This is a genomic window from Nocardioides baculatus, from assembly GCF_016735675.1.
Taxonomy (GTDB): Bacteria; Actinomycetota; Actinomycetes; order Propionibacteriales; family Nocardioidaceae; genus Nocardioides; species Nocardioides baculatus.
Genome location: NZ_JAERSG010000003.1, coordinates 463,611 through 479,797 on the forward strand (window position 1 = coordinate 463,611; position 16,187 = coordinate 479,797).

Consider the following 16,187-nt stretch of genomic DNA (forward strand, 5'->3'; position numbering starts at 1 on the left):
GCCTCTGGTTGGGTGGTGGCATGCGCGTCGTCATCGCCGGAGCCTCGGGCTTCCTCGGCACCCACCTGAGCGACCACCTGCGCGTCCACGGGCACGAGGTGACCGCGCTGGTGAGGCGCGAGCCGTCCTCGTCACGGGAGTCGCGCTGGGACCCCGCCGCGGGCGAGGTCGACGGCGCCGTCATCGCGCGGGCCGACGCCGTGGTCAACCTCGCCGGTGCGAGCATCGCCGGCAACCCGCACTCACGGAAGTGGTCAACCGAGGTCCTGGAGTCGCGGGTGTCGACCACGAGCACCCTCGCCACGGCGATCGCGGCGAGCGAGCGACCCGCGGCGTTCCTCGCCGGCAACGGCATCGCCTACTACGGCGACCACGGCGACGCACCCGTCACCGAGGACTCCGAGAGCCGGGGCGATGCATTCCTGACCCGGGTCTCCCGCGAGTGGGAGGCGGCCGCCGACCCGGCGCGCGAGGCCGGCGCCCGCGTGTGCGTGCTGCGGACGTCGCCCGTGATGGACCGCACCTCTCCCCCGCTCAAGCAGCTGCGCCTGCTCTTCCAGGCGGGCGGCGGGGCGCGGCTCGGCTCCGGTCGCCAGCACATGCCGATGATCTCGCTGCGCGACTGGATCGGCGCGGTCAGCTATCTCCTCGGGTCGCGCGACGTCTCCGGGGCGTTCAACCTCTGCTGCCCGCAGACCCCGACCAACGCCGAGTTCACCGACGCGCTCGCCAAGGCCCTGCACCGCAAGGCGTTCCTCGCCGTCCCGGCCCCGATCATGAAGGTCGCCGCCGGTGACCTCGCCCCCGAGCTGCTCGGCTCGGTCAACGCGCGCCCGGCGGCCCTCGAGCGGGCCGGCTACGACTTCGAGGACGAGGACGTGTCGAGCGTGCTGGCCGCCGCGCTCGCCTGATCGCGCGCCTCGACCACCCGCCAGCGACCGCCGTCCCGCGTCAGCACCACTCGACGGGTCGAGGCACGGTCGGCCGGCAGCGCGACGGGCGACCTGCCGCCCACCGCTCGACCACCGACCACCCGGTCGGTGACGACCACGACCAGCCGCGACGGCGTGTGGTCGACGACCTCGAGGCCCAGCACCTGCGTCGTCAGGCCCTCCACCGTGAGGCCGCGCGAGCGGTAGTGGCGCAGCAGCCGCACGTCGGCCGCGCCGGTGCGGGACCCGTCGACGTAGAGCCGCGCGAGCCCGTCCACGTCACCCGAGGCCCACGCCGCCGCGCGCTGCTCGTCCCACGCGGCCAGGACCTCTGCCGGACCCCACGGCCTCCCGGGCTCCCCCGACGCCGACACCGACGGGCGTCGGACGTCGCGCGGCGGGTCCCGCCACGGCACCAGCGTGACCACGAGCGTCGCGACGACGCAGGCGCACGCGACGGCGGCCAGGGCGGGCAGGAGTCGGCGCGGGTCCACCCCGCCACCCTCGCCGATCCGCGCGTCTCGTGCGTCCGGTCATCCACAGGCGGGCCACGACGTCGCGGGGCGTAGGCTCGTCGCATGCCGCTCGAGCTGGACTACGAGGTCGCCGGACTGGGTGACGACGCCGTTGACTACCTCGCCGCCTGGGACCTCCAGCGGCGCGTCCACGAGGCCGTGGTGGCGGGCACCCGTCCCGACACCGTCCTCCTGCTCGAGCACCCGCCGGTCTTCACCGCGGGCAAGCGCACCGACGCCCACGAGCGCCCCGCCGACCCCGGCGGTGCCGACGTGATCGACGTCGACCGCGGCGGCAAGATCACCTTCCACGGCCCCGGCCAGCTCGTCGGCTACCCCATCGTCACGCTCCCCGACCACGTCAAGGTCGTCGACTACGTGCGCCGGGTCGAGGAGGCGCTGATCGCCGTCTGCGCGGACTTCGGCGTGACGACCGCCCGCGTGCCGGGCCGCAGCGGCGTCTGGCTGCAGGCCGACCACCGCGGGCCGGAGCGCAAGGTCGCCGCCATCGGGATCCGGGTCAGCCGCGGCGTGACGATGCACGGCTTCGCGCTCAACTGCGACGTCGACCTCGGCTGGTACGACCGGTTCGTGCCGTGCGGCATCGCCGACGCGGGCGTCACGTCCCTGTCCGGGGAGCTGGGTCACGACGTCACCGTCGCCGACGTGCTGCCGAGCGTGCGCCGGCACCTGTCGGCGTACCTCTCGTGGCATCCCTACACCGCGACGCCCGACTACGACGCTCGTCCCGAGCCCGGTCGCGGACCGCGCATCGAGCTGGTCCGCCCCGGAGCCTGAACAACCCGCCCCGAGGGCTGGTGTCCCCGGCGCCGGCGCCTGCTTGGCTCGACCCATGAGCCAGCTCCCCCTGTCCGTCACCGTCAACGGAGAGCCGCGGTCCGTCGAGGTCGACCCGCGCCGCTCCCTGCTCGACCTCCTGCGCGACACCTTCGGCCTGACCGGAACGCAGAAGGGCTGCAACCAAGGTGCCTGCGGCGCCTGCACCGTCCACCTCGACGGTCGCCGGGTCCTGTCCTGCCTGACGCTGGCCGCCCAGGCCGACGGGCGTGAGGTGACGACCGTGGAGGGCATCGGCACGGCCGGCGACCTCCACCCGGTCCAGCAGGCGTTCCTCGACTGCGATGCCTTCCAGTGCGGTGCGTGCACCGCCGGCCAGGTGATGTCTGCGGTCGCCCTGCTCGACGAGCCCGACTGGGAGACCCGCGACGACGTGCGCGAGCTGATGAGCGGCAACCTGTGCCGCTGCGGCGCCTACCCCCGCATCGTCGACGCCGTGCTGGCCGCCCGCGAGAGCCGGGAGGCCTGACGTGCATCCCTTCACCTACACCCGCGTCGACGACGTGGCCGCCGCGAGCGCCGCCGTGACCACCGACGTCGTCGCGCGCGCCGTGCAGACGCCCGACGACGTCGCCTTCATCGCCGGAGGAACGACCCAGCTCGACCTCATGCGTGACGGGGTGTGGTCGCCCGGGTCCCTCGTCGACATCAGCCGGCTGCCGCTCACCGACGTCCAGGTCCACGACGGCGTCCTGGTCGTCGGCGCGACCGTGACGATGGCCGCCCTCGCCCGCCACGCTGCCGTGCGCGACGTCGCCGTCCTGCGCGACTCGCTGCTGCTCGCGGCCTCGCCCCAGCTGCGGGAGATGGCCACCATCGGCGGCAACGTCCTGCAGCGCACCCGCTGCCGCTACTTCCGCGACCCCACGGTCACGCAGTGCAACAAGCGCGAGCCCGGGAGCGGGTGTGCCGCGATCGAGGGCACGGCGCGGACCCATGCCGTGCTGGGTGTCGACGCCGGCTGCATCGCGGTGCACGCGTCCGACCTGGCCGTGGCGCTGGTGGCGCTCGACGCGCGCGTACGCCTCAGCGGCCCCGGCGGCACCCGCACCCTCCCGGTCGCCGAGCTGCACGTGCGCGCCGACCAGGACCCCTCGCGCGACAACGTCCTCGCCGCCGGTGAGCTCATCACGCACCTCGAGGTCCCGCTGCCCGAGGCCCGTTCCGGATACCTGAAGGTGCGCGACCGCGCGTCCTACGAGTTCGCGCTGACCTCGGCCGCGGTGGTGGCACGGGTCGAGGACGGAGTGCTGGAGCACATCGCGATCGGGCTCGGCGGCGTCGGGTCGGTGCCGTGGCGGGCCACCCGGGCCGAGGCGGTGCTGCGCGGTCAGCGCGCCTCGCTCGCACTCTTCGAGGAGGCCGCGACCGCCGAGCTCGCCGACGCGTTCACCGTGCCCGGCACCGACTTCAAGCCCGAGCTGGCGCGGCGCACCCTGGTGCGCCAGCTCCGCGACGTCACGGAGGTGACCGCATGACCACCACGCCCACCGCTCCCGCCTCCACGACCCCCGTCATCGGGGCCGGGATCACCCGCGTCGACGGTCCGCTCAAGGTCACCGGGGCCGTCTCCTACGCCGACGACCTGGCCCCCCGCGACGCCCTGGTCGGCGTGCTCGTCGGTGCGACCATCACCTCCGGCACGGTGACGCTGGTCGACGCCAGCGACGCCCTTGCTGCGCCCGGCGTCGTGGCCGTCCTCTCGCACCACGACGCTCCGTCGGTGGTGCGCCCCAACGAGGCGTCCGCCGACGATCGTGCCCCTCGTCCCCCCTTCCAGGACCCGGTCGTGCGGTTCCGCGGCGACTACGTCGCCCTGGTCGTCGCGCAGACGCGCGAGGAGGCGGAGCACGCGGCGACGCTGGTCCACGTGAGCTACGACGTCGACGAGCCGGTGGTCGACATCAACGACCCGCGCGCGCCGCGGGAGACCGACGACCCGGCCGGCGCTGACAGCGTCCGCGGAGACCTCGCCCGCGGGCTCGCGGAGGCCGACGTCGTCATCGAGGCCGACTTCGTCACCGGCGACAACACGAACAACCCCCTCGGCCTCTTCGCCGCCTGCGCGGAGTGGGACGGCGAAGCGCTGCACATGTGGGCGACCACCCAGTGGCCCTCCAACGTCGCCGACTGCCTCGCCGAGGCGTGGGGCATCCCGCGCGAGGACGTACGCGTCGAGTGCCCCTACCTCGGCGGCGGCTTCGGCTCCGGGTTGCGACCGTGGCCCTACATCCACGCCGCGGCGATGGCCGCCAGGACCGTCGGCAGGCCCGTACGCGTCGTCCTCAGCCGCCCGCAGATGTTCACCGGTGTCGGCCACCGTCCCGAGACCGTCCAGCACGTACGCCTCGGCGCTCGTCGCGACGGAACGCTGACGGCGGTCGAGCACACGGCGACGATCCCGGTCGCCGTCGACGACGACAACCCCGAGAACGTCGTGTCCGGCACCCGGCAGGGCTACGCGGTCGAGCACCTGCGCGCCGACGTCGACCAGGTGCGGCTGCACGTGTCCCCGCCCGGCTCGATGCGGGCACCGGGCGAGGCGCAGGGCAACTTCGCGCTCGAGACGGCGCTCGACGAGCTCGCCGTCGAGCTCGGCATCGACCCCGTCGAGCTGCGGATGCGCAACGAGGCCGTCACCAACCCCGACCAGGGCGACCTGCCGTGGTCGAGCAAGGCCCTCGACGAGTGCCTGCGCCGTGGCGCCGAGCTGATCGGCTGGGACGAGCGTGACCCTGCCCCGCGCTCGATGCGGGAGGGCGACCAGCTCGTCGGCTACGGCATGGCCGCGGTGTCGTTCTTCTACTTCCAGCAGCCGTGCACGGTGCGCGTCGTCGTACGCCGTGACGGAACGGCCGCCGTGCACTGCGCGGCGATGGACATCGGCACCGGCACCTACACGATCGTCACCCAGGTGGTCGCGGACCGCCTCGGTCTCGAGGTGGGTGACGTCGAGGTCGTCCTGGGTGACAGCTCGCTGCCGCCCTCGCCGCCGGCCGGTGGGTCGGGTCTCGCGACCGCGATCTCCAACGCCACGGCGCTCGCCGTCGCCCAGGTGCTCGACGACCTCGGTCTCGACCCCCGCGCAGCACCGGGGCGCGATGCCCTCGCCGGCGCTGTCGGCGGCCGCGACGACGTCAGCGCCGAGGCGACGGCCGACCAGCCCGACCCCGATCAGCTCGGGATGTCCCCCTCGGGTGCCTTCGGGGCCAAGTTCGCCAAGGTGCGGGTCGACGCCGACCTCGGACTGGTGCGCGTCGAGCGCCTGGTCTCCGTCATCGACTGCGGCCAGGTGCTCAACGAGCGCACGGCTCGCAGCCAGGTCGTCGGAGGCACCGTCGGCGGCATCGGGCACGCGCTGCTGGAGCACACCGTCACCGACCTGCACGCCGGCCCGCAGACGGGGCGCATCACCAACGCCCACCTCGCCGACTACCTGATGGCGGTCAACGCCGACGTGCCGGATCTCGAGGTGGAGTTCGTCGGCGGTCCCGACCGGCTCAACCCCGTGGGGGTGAAGGGCGTCGGTGAGGTCGGCCTGTGCGGCGTCGCAGCCGCGATCGGCAACGCGGTGTTCCACGCCACCGGCCGGCGCGTCAGGCGCCTGCCGATCACGCCCGACCTGCTGCTCTGAGGCCTCCGGGCGCCTCGCCCGACGCCGGACCCTGACCGCGTCCGGCGTGCCGTGCGCCCGACACCGGTCGACACCTGTCAGTCTTCGGCGCAGACATCGACGCCGGGGGGACGGATGAGCGAGACAGTGATCCTGACGCGCGGGCTCCGCAAGGAGTTCGGCGGACACAGGGGCACGCACGTGGCAGTGGACGACCTGGACCTCGCGGTCCCGGCGGGCGGGGTGCACGGGTTCCTCGGCCCCAACGGGTCGGGGAAGACCACGACGATCCGGATGCTGCTCGGCCTCGCCACGCCGACGTCGGGCTCGATGGCGCTCTTCGGCGAGCCGGTCCCGGACCGGCTTCCCGAGGTGATGGAGCGCGTGGGTGCGGTGGTCGAGTCGCCGAAGTTCGCGCCCAACTTCACCGGCCGCCAGAACCTCCGCCTGCTCGCCGCGAGCGTCGGCAGGACCACCGCCGACGTCGACGAGGCCCTCGACAAGGTCGGGCTGGGCCACCGGTCCGACGACCGCTTCCGGGCGTACTCGCTCGGCATGAAGCAGCGCCTCGCGATCGCCGCCACCCTGCTCAAGAGGCCCCGGCTGCTGATCCTCGACGAGCCCACCAACGGCCTCGACCCGGCCGGGATCCGCGAGATCCGCGACCTCGTCAAGGCCCTCGGCGAGAGCGGGGTGACCGTGCTGCTGAGCTCGCACATCCTGGCCGAGGTGCAGCAGGTCTGCGACAGCGTCACGATCATCGGCAACGGCCGGCTGCTCGCCTCCGGACGGGTGCAGGAGCTGATGGCGGCGACCGGTGCCTACCGCGTCGTCGTCGACCGTCCGGAGGACGCCATGCAGGTGCTGGAGGCTGCCGGACTCGCGGCCACCGCCGACGACGGCGCGCTCGTCGTCCAGACCGACCGGCCGGGCTCGGAGATCAGCCGGGTCCTCGGCCAGGCCGGCGTCTGGCTCGACGAGCTGACCCCGCTGCGCGCCGACCTCGAGTCGGTGTTCCTCGACCTCACCGAGGGCAACCGGATGGGTGCCATGCCGAGCGGGGAGGACTACCGATGAAGGACCTGCTGCTCGTCGAGCTCACCCGGCTGCGCTGGCGCCGCGCCGTCGTCGTGCTCCTCATCGGGTGCCTGCTCGTGCCGATCGCCATCTGGGCCGGCACAGCCTGGAACACCCGGCCGTTCTCCGACGCCGACGTCGCCGCCGCCGAGCGGTTGGCGCAGTCCGAGGCCGACCAGCCCTACATCGAGGAGGAGATCGCACGCTGCGAGGAGGACCCGCAGATGTACGGCGGCTCCGCCGACGTCGACTGCGTCGAGCTGATCACGCCGAGCGCGGAGAACTACCTCTATCGGCAGACGCTCGACCTCGGCTCCGTGCTCGACAACGAAGCCCTGGCCGTGGTGTCCCTGCTCGCGATCCTCCTCCTCATCCTCGGCACCACCTTCGTGGGCCACGACTGGAACACCGGCTCCATCAGCAACCAGCTGCTCTTCGAGCCCCGCCGGCAGCGGGTCTGGGCAGCGAAGGGGCTCGCGGTCCTGCTCGTCGGACTCGTCGCGGGAGCCGTCGCCCTGCTCGTGTTCTGGAGTGCGATCGCGGTGGTCCTCGGGCAGCGCGACATCGCGGTCGAGGCGGGCCAGTGGGCCGCCGTACGCAACTCGTCAGGGCGTGGTGTGCTCCTGATCGCCCTCGCGGGAGTCCTCGGCTACGCGTTGACGATGCTGCTGCGCAGCACCGTGGCGACCCTCGGGATCGGCCTGGGCGTCGCGGCAGCAGGCTCGCTCGCCGTGGTGGCGGTCTTCGGCGAGGGCTCCCAGCGCTGGCTGCTGCCCACCAACGCCTTCGCGGTGCTCAACAACGGCTACGACTACTACGTCTACTCGCCCGCCTGCGACACGATGGTCGTGGGCGGCAGCGACCCGTGCACCCAGACGATCTCGCTGGGCGCCGGATCGGCGTACCTCGCGGTCGTGCTGGTGGTCGTGGTGGCGGCCTCGGTGCTGTCGTTCCGGCGGCGCGACCTGCCCTGACCCGTGAGTTGGGAGCCCATCCGACGCGCCGTAGAGTGAACGGGTGACTGCCACTGCACCCGAAGGACGCAAGCTGCTGCGACTGGAGGTCCGCAACGCGGAGACCCCGATCGAGCGCAAGCCGGAGTGGATCAAGACCAAGGCGAAGATGGGGCCCGAATACACGGCCCTCCAGAGCCTGGTGAAGTCCGAGGGACTCCACACGGTGTGCCAGTCGGCCGGTTGCCCCAACATCTTCGAGTGCTGGGAGGACAAGGAGGCCACGTTCCTCATCGGTGGCGACCAGTGCACCCGGCGGTGCGACTTCTGCCAGATCGACACCGGCAAGCCCCAGCCGCTCGACCGCGACGAGCCGCGCCGCGTGGCCGAGTCCGTGCAGACGATGGGCCTGAAGTACGCCACGATCACCGGCGTCGCCCGCGACGACCTGCCCGACGGCGGCGCCTGGCTCTACGCCGAGACGGTCCGTGCGATCCACGAGCTCAACCCGGGCACCGGCGTCGAGAACCTGATCCCCGACTTCAACGGCAAGCCCGACCTGCTGACCGAGGTCTTCGAGTCCCGCCCCGAGGTGCTCGCGCACAACGTCGAGACGGTGCCGCGGATCTTCAAGCGGATCCGCCCGGCCTTCCGCTACGAGCGCTCCCTCGACGTGATCACCCAGGCCCGCGACTTCGGCCTGGTGACCAAGTCCAACCTCATCCTCGGCATGGGCGAGACCCGCGAGGAGGTCAGCCAGGCGCTGCGCGACCTCCACGACGCCGGCTGCGAGCTGATCACCATCACCCAGTACCTCCGCCCGTCGCCGCGGCACCACCCCGTCGAGCGCTGGGTCAAGCCCGAGGAGTTCGTCGAGCTCAAGGACGAGGCCGACGAGATCGGCTTCGCCGGTGCGCTCTCCGGCCCGCTCGTGCGGTCCTCCTACCGCGCCGGGCGCCTCTACAAGCAGGCCATCGAGGCCCGTTCCGCCGCCGCGGTCTGATCACCGACCCGTCCGGTTGGGTCCGTCACGGCCCACGGAAGTAGAGTCGGCACCATGTCGACGCCCGACTCCACCCCCACCTCGCGCCGAGGGCAGATCGCCCAGACCTACCGGATGGCCAAGCGCAGCGACCCGCGCCTGGGCTGGATCATCCTCGGCACCTTCCTGGTCGGGGCGGCGCTCGGCTTCGGACTGATGTGGGTCCTGCCGGGCGAGGGCGTCATCTCGCTGGTCATCTCGATCGTCGGCGCCCTCATGATCGGCCTGCTGCTCGCGATGCTGGTCTTCGGCCGCCGCGCCCAGGCCGCTGCCTACAAGCAGATGGAGGGCCAGCCGGCGGCTGCTGCCGGCGCCCTGCAGATGCTGCGCCGCGGCTGGAAGCTCGACCCGGTCGTCGGCTTCACCAAGCAGCAGGACGTCGTGCACCGCGTCGTCGGCCCTCCCGGCATCGTCCTGGTCGGCGAGGGCGCCAGCGCCACCCGCGTACGCCAGCTGCTGGTCACTGAGCGCAAGAAGCACGAGCGCGTCGCCTACGGCGTCCCGATCCACGAGATCGTCGCCGGTCGCGGCGAGGGCGAGGTGCCGCTGCCCAAGCTCGTGCGCCACGTGCAGAAGCTCGGCCGCGCCGTGAAGCCCGCCGAGATGACCGACATCCTCCAGCGCCTGAAGGCCCTCGACGCCCAGCGCGGCAAGCTGCCCGTGCCCAAGGGCCCGGTGCCGACCTCGATGAAGGGCATGCGCTCGCAGCAGCGAGGTCGCTGAGCCCTACAGCGTGACGGTCCGCGTCCCCGCGGCCACGTCGTGCAGACCGCGGCCGCCCATGGTGAGCAGCGGTGGCACCAGTAGTCCGACCAGCGCCGAGCGGAGCAGCGCCCGCAGGAGTGACGGCGGCTGTCCCGACCCGTCCTGCCGTACGACGCGCACCCGCGTCGCGAGCTTGCCGAACGAGCCGCCGGCCACCGCGGTGAAAAGAGCCGACTCGACGACGAAGAGTCCCAGCGTGCCGAGGCCGTTGGGGTTGCCGGCGAGGACGCCGACCGCGACGAGACCCTCGACGACGGCGAGGCAGGTCACCCAGTCCACGAGGAGCGCCAGGATCCGCCTCCCCCAGCTCGCGGGCGTCGGTCCGGCGGATGGTGCGTACGTCGGGTCGGGCTGGGGCACGCGCCCAGACTAGGCGGCGCCTCCACCTTGCGGCGTCGCGCCCTTCGGGGCGACGACAGCGATCGGCGCGCCCCAGCTCGTGTAGTCGACCCTCACCTTGTCGCTGGCGCCGGAGTACTCCAGCCGCACCGGCAGCGAGGCCTCGTCGATCCAGAGGTCCATCGCCACGGTGTCCTCGACGTCGACCTGCCGGTGCATCGAGTCCTCGGGCAGCGCGTCGTGCCAGGCCTGCGTGTCGACGGTGACGACGTAGTGGGTCGAGGCCACGCCAGCCATCTCCTCCTGACCCTTGTTCTGCACCTTGTCGACCGCGTCGGCGAGGGCGTCGTACTCCCCCGGCAGGTCGAGGGCGAGCAGCGCGGGCGAGTAGCCGGCGTCGAAGCCCTCCTCGTCGCCGGTCGCGCGCGGATCGTCGTCGGCGGTGTAGGTCCACTCGTTGTCGGCCGCCTCGCCACCGACGTAGATCTTGCCGCCGGTGCGGACGAACTCGAGGAACTCGCCGGGGGTGTCCCCGGTGATCGCGCGGAACTCGGTCTGCCCGTCGGTCCAGGTGAGGTCCATCTGCACCTCGCCCCGGCCGCGGTGGTCGCCGATGTTGAGGCGCACGGAGCCCTCGGCGCCCACGGCCTTCGCCACGGCCGGCGCCAGTGTCTCGAGGCCGTAGGACTGGCTGGCGGGCTCGTCGTCCTCGCCACCGCCGCACCCGGCCAGCACGATCGCTGTCGCCGGGATGATCGCCCACCGTCGTACTGCCTGTCCCCGAGTCATGCCTGACGGTAGGACCGGTCCGGGACGGTGGACCAGCCTCCCCAGGGGTGGGGCCGTGACGTGGCCGCAACACGCCGCCGGAGGGCGGCCACTGCTCGGACGAGGCGTAACACGGCCGAAACAAACGGGATACGGTCTAGAAACTGCCACTGGCTAGCGTGACGCGCACGGTGCAACGAGGCTCCGTTCCGTGACGCTGCAATCTCGACGTGCGCTGGTCGCCGTCAAGGAGGAACCGAATGTTCAACAACTCCGATGAGCTGCTCAAGTTCATCAAGGACGAGGGCGTCGAGATGGTCGATGTCCGCTTCTGTGACCTGCCGGGCATCATGCAGCACTTCACGGTGCCGGTGTCGTCCTTCGACCAGAGCGTCTTCGACGACGGCCTCGGCTTCGACGGCTCCTCGATCCGCGGGTTCCAGGCGATCAACGAGTCGGACATGTCGCTCCTCCCGGACCCCACCACGGCGTACGTCGACCCGTTCCGGAAGTCGAAGACGCTCAACGTGAACTTCTTCATCCACGACCCGATCACCGGCGAGGCCTACAGCCGCGACCCGCGCAACATCGCCCGCAAGGCGCTGGCCTACCTCGATTCCACCGGCATCGCGGACACCGCCTACTTCGCCCCCGAGGCGGAGTTCTACATCTTCGACAACGTCCGCTACAGCACCGGCGTCAACGAGGGCTACTACCACATCGACTCGGTCGAGGGCTGGTGGAACTCGGGCAAGGAGGGCGAGGACAACCTCGGCTACAAGACCCGCCTCAAGGGCGGCTACTTCCCCGTCGAGCCCTACGACCACTACAGCGACCTGCGCGCCGACATGGTCAAGAACCTCGAGTCGTGTGGCCTGCTCGTCGAGCGCGCCCACCACGAGGTCGGCACCGCCGGCCAGGCGGAGATCAACTACCGCTTCGACACGCTGCTCAAGGCCGCGGACGACGTGATGAAGTTCAAGTACCTCATCAAGAACACCGCCTGGGAGCAGGGCAAGTCGGTCACCTTCATGCCGAAGCCGATCTTCGGCGACAACGGCTCGGGCATGCACGTGCACCAGTCGCTGTGGAAGGACGGCGAGCCGCTGTTCTTCGACGAGACCGGCTACGCCGGCCTGTCCGACACGGCCCGCTGGTACATCGGCGGCATCCTCAAGCACGCGCCGTCGCTGCTGGCGTTCACCAACCCGACGGTGAACTCCTACCACCGCCTGGTGCCGGGCTTCGAGGCGCCGATCTCGCTCGTCTACTCCTCGCGCAACCGCTCGGCGTCGGTCCGCATCCCGATCACGGGGGCGAACCCGAAGGCCAAGCGCGTCGAGACCCGCTTCCCCGACCCGTCGGCGAACCCCTACCTCGCCTTCGCGGCCCTCATGCTCGCCGGCCTCGACGGAGTCCAGAACAAGACGGAGCCCGCGGCCCCGATCGACAAGGACATCTACGAGCTGCCGCCGGACGAGATGGCCGACATCGACCAGGTGCCCACGTCGCTCGGTGCCGTCCTCGACGCGCTCGAGGAGGACCACGAGTACCTGACGGCCGGCGGTGTCTTCACCGACGACCTGATCGAGACGTGGATCCACTTCAAGCGGACCCAGGAGATCGCCCCGGTCCAGCTGCGGCCCCACCCGCACGAGTTCGAGCTCTACTACGACATTTAAGTCGGGGGTCTCTGTGACCTGCGGCTAGATGCCTGAAACGGCGTCTGACCTGCGAAAACGTCTTTCAACGTCTTCCAGCGTCAGACGTCGTTTCTCATCCTTGTGCGTACCCAGTGCACCCCACGGCGGGGAGCATCAGGGCGAGCACCCGGGTTCCACACGGACGAGCGCGGCACACTCAACGTGGTGCGTCATCGAGAAGAGGTACATGACCCTGAGCGTAGGTGCCATCGCTTGCGGTCGTCGGCACTCCTGGGGCCGAACGAGCCCGTGACCTGTGGCGATGCCGTCTGGGACGCGCGTACGCGTCGGCCTCCATCTGCGCGGGATTGCGAATGAAAGCGGCTCATCCCAATCGGGGGTGTAGGAGTTGGGGTCTGAAGCCGCCGGTCTCGAGCAGGCTTCGGGCGATGTAGTTGGTCAGGTTGCGGAACCCGAGTGCGGAGCCGCGCAGGTGTTCGAGCCGTCCGTTGAGCGCCTCGGTCGGCCCGTTGCTGGTGCCGGGTCGTTCGAAGTAGGCGAGCACGTCAGCGGCTCGCTTCTTCAGGGTCCGGCCCAGGGTGGTGAGCTCGGTGAGCACCTTGGGGACGCCGGCGCTGAGGTCGGTGATCAGCTTCTCCATGAGCTCGCGGCCACGTTGCCGGTCCTCGTGGCGATAGGCGGCGATCATGCACTGGTAGACACCCCAGGTCGCCTCGACCTCGACGTGAGCGTCATCAACGAACAGCGCGCGTAGCCTGTCGCTCTGCTTGTCGGTGAGCAGGTCCGCGCCGGTGTGCAGCGTGCGCCGCGACTTGTAGGGCGGGTCGTCCCTGCACCCACGGCGCCCGTGGATCGCGAGTTGGACCCGGCGGCTGACGCCTGTCGAGGGCGTCACCGGCCAGGCGCACGACGTGGAAGGGATCCATCACCGTGACCGCGTCCGGGATCTCCTCTGCAGCGGCGGTCTTGAACCCGGTGAAGCCGTCCATCGCGACCACCTCGACCGCGTCACGGAAGGCGTCGTCGCGGTCGGCGAGCCAGGTCTTGAACGCCGCCTTCGACCGGCCCTCGACCATGTCCAGCAGCCTTGCTGGGCCGGCGCCATCGCGCCAGACGTGCTCATCGACGCTAATGACCTTCACGCCCTCAAACCGCGTGGGGTCGTTGATCAGCAGCCGCTTGCCTTCAGCCAGGACCGCGTTGTTGGCGGTGTCCCACGCGACCCCGAGTCCCTCGGCGACACGGGCGACGGTGAGGTGTGCGACCACGATCCCTTCCAGCGCCCACCGCAGCCCGGTGCGCGAGAGCTTCGCGCGTGGCTCCGCCGCGGCGCTGGTGTCTTGGTGCCACACGTGTCCGCAGTCGGCACAGCGGTAGCGGCGCACTACAACTTCCAGCACGGTCGGTCGCCAGCCCAGCGGCTCGTGGGCCAACCGCCGGATCACGGTGTCACGAGCAGCGCCTTCGCTGCCGCACCGTCGGCACCACTGATCTGGTTCCACCACGCGGCACGCGAGGACCGCACGATCCGGTTCAAGTCGTTGTCCGGTCACGCTCAGACCGAGGCCGTCGAGTCGAGCGAAGGCGGTCAGGTCAGGGCGGCCGAAGCCGGCCGGCGGGGTAGCGTCGAACACGTCGAGGTCTTTCGGATGGATGGCGTAGGAACCTCCGTCGTCGGGAGACCTCGACGTCTATCTGCGGACCGACGCGCCCGGCCGACCTACAGCGTCATCTGAGAAGACCCCTGAAACGTCTTCGACGACGACGGGACCGGCGAGGAGGAGGGCGCGGTGAGCTAAAGGAATGGAGCTTGCTCGGCTTCGACGCCGCCGCAAGCTCCGGTGAAACGGTCGGTACTGGTCGGTCGTCGTCGGTCACCACCAGATGGCGGCGTCCCCCACGCTCGGCGTTTGCGCAGGTCAGCGGCTCGTTCGCCAGTGGGCGCATCAAGCGATAGACGCAAAGCCGACGTGATTAGGTCGTCGGTTCGATTCCGACAGGCGGCTCCGGCGAACAGCCCCTGACCTGCGGAAACGCAGGGCAGGGACGGTTCGGTTCTGGTGGTCGCGCGATGCGCTGGCCTCACGGCTCTGCCCGACACCGACGTCGCTCTCCTCTGCGACGGACCCCTCGCCGGCTGAGCGCTCGCGGCCGGCATCCTGTCCGTGTGCCGATAGGCCTCGCACCGCTCGGCAACGCAGCGTGGCGTTGCGTCGCGACCTGGCGACGGCTCGGCGGGGCGCGATCGTCTCGTGCGTTGGCGGACTACGGGAGCTTGGACGCGAGGACGTCGGCCGCCAGGATCTCGGGTGCTGCGCCGAGGAGGTGCTGGTTGGCCATCAGGGCTGCGACGATGGCGCCGTTGGCGTGGGCGTCGCGAGCGGCCTCGTCGGGGAATGCATCGAAGATCCAGAAGGTGTCGGCGTGGGTCCTGACCGCGAACCAGACAATCGTTCCTACTTCTTCGTTGGCGAGCGCGACAGCGCCGGCGAGCAGATCGGCGAGCGCGTCGTGCTGTCCATCGGCCGCGACGATCTTGGCGACGAAGGCATACGGAAGTGATGCGGGTGTGGACATGAGGGGTTCTCCTAGGTGTCGAGGTTTCTTGGTGAAGCGAGTTCAGCGTATGACGAGCAAGGGCATGTGAGAAGTGGCGTATACGGCAGTATTGCTATTGTTCGCGCCATGCGTATCGGACTGATCGCGATCGACGGCTGCTTCGGTTCGGCTGTCGCGTCGGTCATCGACATCGTGCGGGTGGCCGACGGAGCCCGCGGCGATGTCGACCCGCGGATCGGCCCGATCGAACTCGCCATCCTCGGACCGAAACGGAGAGTGACCACAACGGCATCGATGACCCTGTCGGTGGACCACCCGCTGTCGGAGTCCGCAGAGTTCGACGTGGTCGTCGTCCCTGCGCTTGGAACCCTCACGGCCGCCGCTACCAACGACGCCCTCCAGAGCCGAGATGCTCGTTCGGTCATCGCCTCGCTCGGGCGCCTCGACGACGCGACCACCCGGATCGCCGCGGCGTGCACCGGCGTGTTCGCTGTCGCCGAGACCGGACGGATGCATCATCGGCGGGCGACGACCAGCTGGTTCCTGGGGCCGGAGTTCCTGAAGCGCTATCCGACCGTCGCCCTCGATCTCGACACCATGGTCGTGGTCGACGGGAACCTCGTCACCGCCGGCGCCGCGTTCGCCCACATCGACCTCGCGCTCTCACTCGTGCGATCGATCAGCCCCGACCTGGCCCAACATGTCGCCAAGCTCCTCATCATCGACGAGCGTCCGTCGCAGGCGGCCTTCGTCGCCTACGAACATCTCCGGCACGAGGACCCGATCGTCGTCGAGTTCGAACGCTTCGTGCGCGCCCGCCTAGACGAACCGTTCAACGTCGCCTTCGTCGCGCAGTCGCTCGGCACCAGCCGGCGCACCCTCGAACGACGAGTCCGTGCGGCGCTCAACCTCACTCCGCTCGGCTTCGTCCAACGGCTTCGCATCGAACGAGCTCGGCACCTCTCAGCAACCACGGACCTTACCTCCGCCGAGATCGCGCTACGGGTCGGCTACGCGAACGCCGAGACTCTGCGCTCCCTCCTGCGTAGGGAGCGACGCCGTTCCTGACCTATCGCCATGCCTGTAGCCGGTGTCCTAGTGC

General features: G+C 70.8%; 15 protein-coding genes and 1 pseudogene. 11 read left to right on the forward strand and 5 right to left on the reverse strand.

Features of this window, described 5'->3' with window-relative positions:
* The first annotated feature begins 20 nt into the window (after positions 1-20).
* Positions 21-911 carry a TIGR01777 family oxidoreductase gene (locus JI751_RS11900; protein WP_201936441.1) on the forward strand — a complete coding sequence of 297 codons (891 nt, stop codon included), beginning with the start codon at positions 21-23 and terminating at the stop codon, positions 909-911.
* On the opposite strand, the gene JI751_RS11905 is transcribed toward JI751_RS11900, so the two are convergent.
* Positions 857-1,426, reverse strand: coding sequence for a hypothetical protein (locus JI751_RS11905; RefSeq protein WP_201936444.1), 570 nt, complete (start codon positions 1,424-1,426; stop codon positions 857-859). The genes JI751_RS11900 and JI751_RS11905 overlap by 55 nt on opposite strands.
* 84 nt (positions 1,427-1,510) lie before the next feature.
* Here JI751_RS11905 and lipB point away from each other — a divergent pair, with 84 nt between their 5' ends.
* The 8 genes from lipB (at position 1,511) to JI751_RS11945 (ending at position 9,713) form a co-directional block, all read left to right on the forward strand.
* Positions 1,511-2,245: a lipoyl(octanoyl) transferase LipB gene (lipB, locus tag JI751_RS11910; RefSeq protein ID WP_201936448.1), complete on the forward strand. Its 735-nt coding sequence runs from the start codon at positions 1,511-1,513 to the stop codon at positions 2,243-2,245.
* 55 nt (positions 2,246-2,300) lie between these two features.
* Positions 2,301-2,774, forward strand: a complete 474-nt coding sequence (locus JI751_RS11915) for a (2Fe-2S)-binding protein (protein ID WP_201936450.1) — start codon at positions 2,301-2,303, stop codon at positions 2,772-2,774.
* A gap of 1 nt (position 2,775) precedes the next feature.
* Entirely contained in the window at positions 2,776-3,783 is a 1,008-nt protein-coding gene (locus JI751_RS21835) for an FAD binding domain-containing protein (RefSeq protein ID WP_201936452.1), read from the forward strand.
* Entirely contained in the window at positions 3,780-5,939 is a 2,160-nt protein-coding gene (locus tag JI751_RS11925) for a xanthine dehydrogenase family protein molybdopterin-binding subunit (protein WP_201936453.1), read from the forward strand. Before JI751_RS21835 ends, JI751_RS11925 begins: the two co-directional genes overlap by 4 nt.
* A gap of 114 nt (positions 5,940-6,053) precedes the next feature.
* A complete protein-coding gene (locus JI751_RS11930) occupies positions 6,054-6,995 on the forward strand; it encodes an ABC transporter ATP-binding protein (RefSeq protein WP_201936454.1) in 942 nt (313 codons plus the stop codon).
* Positions 6,992-7,969, forward strand: a complete 978-nt coding sequence (locus JI751_RS11935; protein WP_201936455.1) for a DUF2705 family protein — start codon at positions 6,992-6,994, stop codon at positions 7,967-7,969. The genes JI751_RS11930 and JI751_RS11935 overlap by 4 nt, the downstream gene beginning before the upstream one ends.
* Positions 7,970-8,012: 43 nt before the next feature.
* A complete protein-coding gene (gene lipA, locus JI751_RS11940; RefSeq protein ID WP_201936456.1) occupies positions 8,013-8,951 on the forward strand; it encodes a lipoyl synthase in 939 nt (312 codons plus the stop codon).
* Between the two features lie 54 nt (positions 8,952-9,005).
* Positions 9,006-9,713 carry a DUF4191 domain-containing protein gene (locus JI751_RS11945; RefSeq protein WP_201936457.1) on the forward strand — a complete coding sequence of 236 codons (708 nt, stop codon included), beginning with the start codon at positions 9,006-9,008 and terminating at the stop codon, positions 9,711-9,713.
* A 3-nt stretch (positions 9,714-9,716) separates the two neighbouring features.
* Here JI751_RS11945 and JI751_RS11950 read toward each other — a convergent pair whose 3' ends face one another.
* Entirely contained in the window at positions 9,717-10,115 is a 399-nt protein-coding gene (locus JI751_RS11950) for an RDD family protein (protein ID WP_201936458.1), read from the reverse strand.
* Positions 10,116-10,124: 9 nt separating this feature from the next.
* Positions 10,125-10,883: a hypothetical protein gene (locus JI751_RS11955; protein WP_201936459.1), complete on the reverse strand. Its 759-nt coding sequence runs from the start codon at positions 10,881-10,883 to the stop codon at positions 10,125-10,127.
* 239 nt (positions 10,884-11,122) lie between these two features.
* Here JI751_RS11955 and glnA point away from each other — a divergent pair, with 239 nt between their 5' ends.
* Positions 11,123-12,544, forward strand: a complete 1,422-nt coding sequence (glnA, locus tag JI751_RS11960; RefSeq protein WP_201936462.1) for a type I glutamate--ammonia ligase — start codon at positions 11,123-11,125, stop codon at positions 12,542-12,544.
* A gap of 346 nt (positions 12,545-12,890) precedes the next feature.
* Here glnA and JI751_RS11965 read toward each other — a convergent pair.
* Positions 12,891-14,160 (reverse strand): annotated as a pseudogene (locus JI751_RS11965) (ISL3 family transposase).
* 631 nt (positions 14,161-14,791) lie between these two features.
* Positions 14,792-15,103, reverse strand: coding sequence for a putative quinol monooxygenase (locus tag JI751_RS11970; RefSeq protein ID WP_003941073.1), 312 nt, complete (start codon positions 15,101-15,103; stop codon positions 14,792-14,794).
* A 108-nt stretch (positions 15,104-15,211) separates the two neighbouring features.
* On the opposite strand from JI751_RS11970, the gene JI751_RS11975 reads away from it, so the two are divergent.
* The gene (locus JI751_RS11975) at positions 15,212-16,153 is read left to right on the forward strand and encodes a GlxA family transcriptional regulator (protein WP_201936464.1); all 942 of its coding nucleotides are present in this window, start codon (positions 15,212-15,214) and stop codon (positions 16,151-16,153) included.
* Positions 16,154-16,187: the final 34 nt, after the last annotated feature.

Excerpts from the sequence above, each read along its gene's own strand:
- JI751_RS11915 (WP_201936450.1), top strand. The coding sequence starts at position 2,301 with ATGAGCCAGCTCCCCCTGTCCGTCACCGTCAACGGAGAGCCGCGGTCC.
- JI751_RS11975 (WP_201936464.1), top strand. The coding sequence starts at position 15,212 with ATGCGTATCGGACTGATCGCGATCGACGGCTGCTTCGGTTCGGCTGTC.
- JI751_RS11945 (WP_201936457.1), top strand. The coding sequence starts at position 9,006 with ATGTCGACGCCCGACTCCACCCCCACCTCGCGCCGAGGGCAGATCGCC.
- JI751_RS11955 (WP_201936459.1), bottom strand. The coding sequence starts at position 10,883 with ATGACTCGGGGACAGGCAGTACGACGGTGGGCGATCATCCCGGCGACA.
- glnA (WP_201936462.1), top strand. The coding sequence starts at position 11,123 with ATGTTCAACAACTCCGATGAGCTGCTCAAGTTCATCAAGGACGAGGGC.
- JI751_RS11930 (WP_201936454.1), top strand. The coding sequence starts at position 6,054 with ATGAGCGAGACAGTGATCCTGACGCGCGGGCTCCGCAAGGAGTTCGGC.
- JI751_RS11925 (WP_201936453.1), top strand. The coding sequence starts at position 3,780 with ATGACCACCACGCCCACCGCTCCCGCCTCCACGACCCCCGTCATCGGG.
- JI751_RS11970 (WP_003941073.1), bottom strand. The coding sequence starts at position 15,103 with ATGTCCACACCCGCATCACTTCCGTATGCCTTCGTCGCCAAGATCGTC.
- JI751_RS11900 (WP_201936441.1), top strand. The coding sequence starts at position 21 with ATGCGCGTCGTCATCGCCGGAGCCTCGGGCTTCCTCGGCACCCACCTG.
- JI751_RS11935 (WP_201936455.1), top strand. The coding sequence starts at position 6,992 with ATGAAGGACCTGCTGCTCGTCGAGCTCACCCGGCTGCGCTGGCGCCGC.
- lipB (WP_201936448.1), top strand. The coding sequence starts at position 1,511 with ATGCCGCTCGAGCTGGACTACGAGGTCGCCGGACTGGGTGACGACGCC.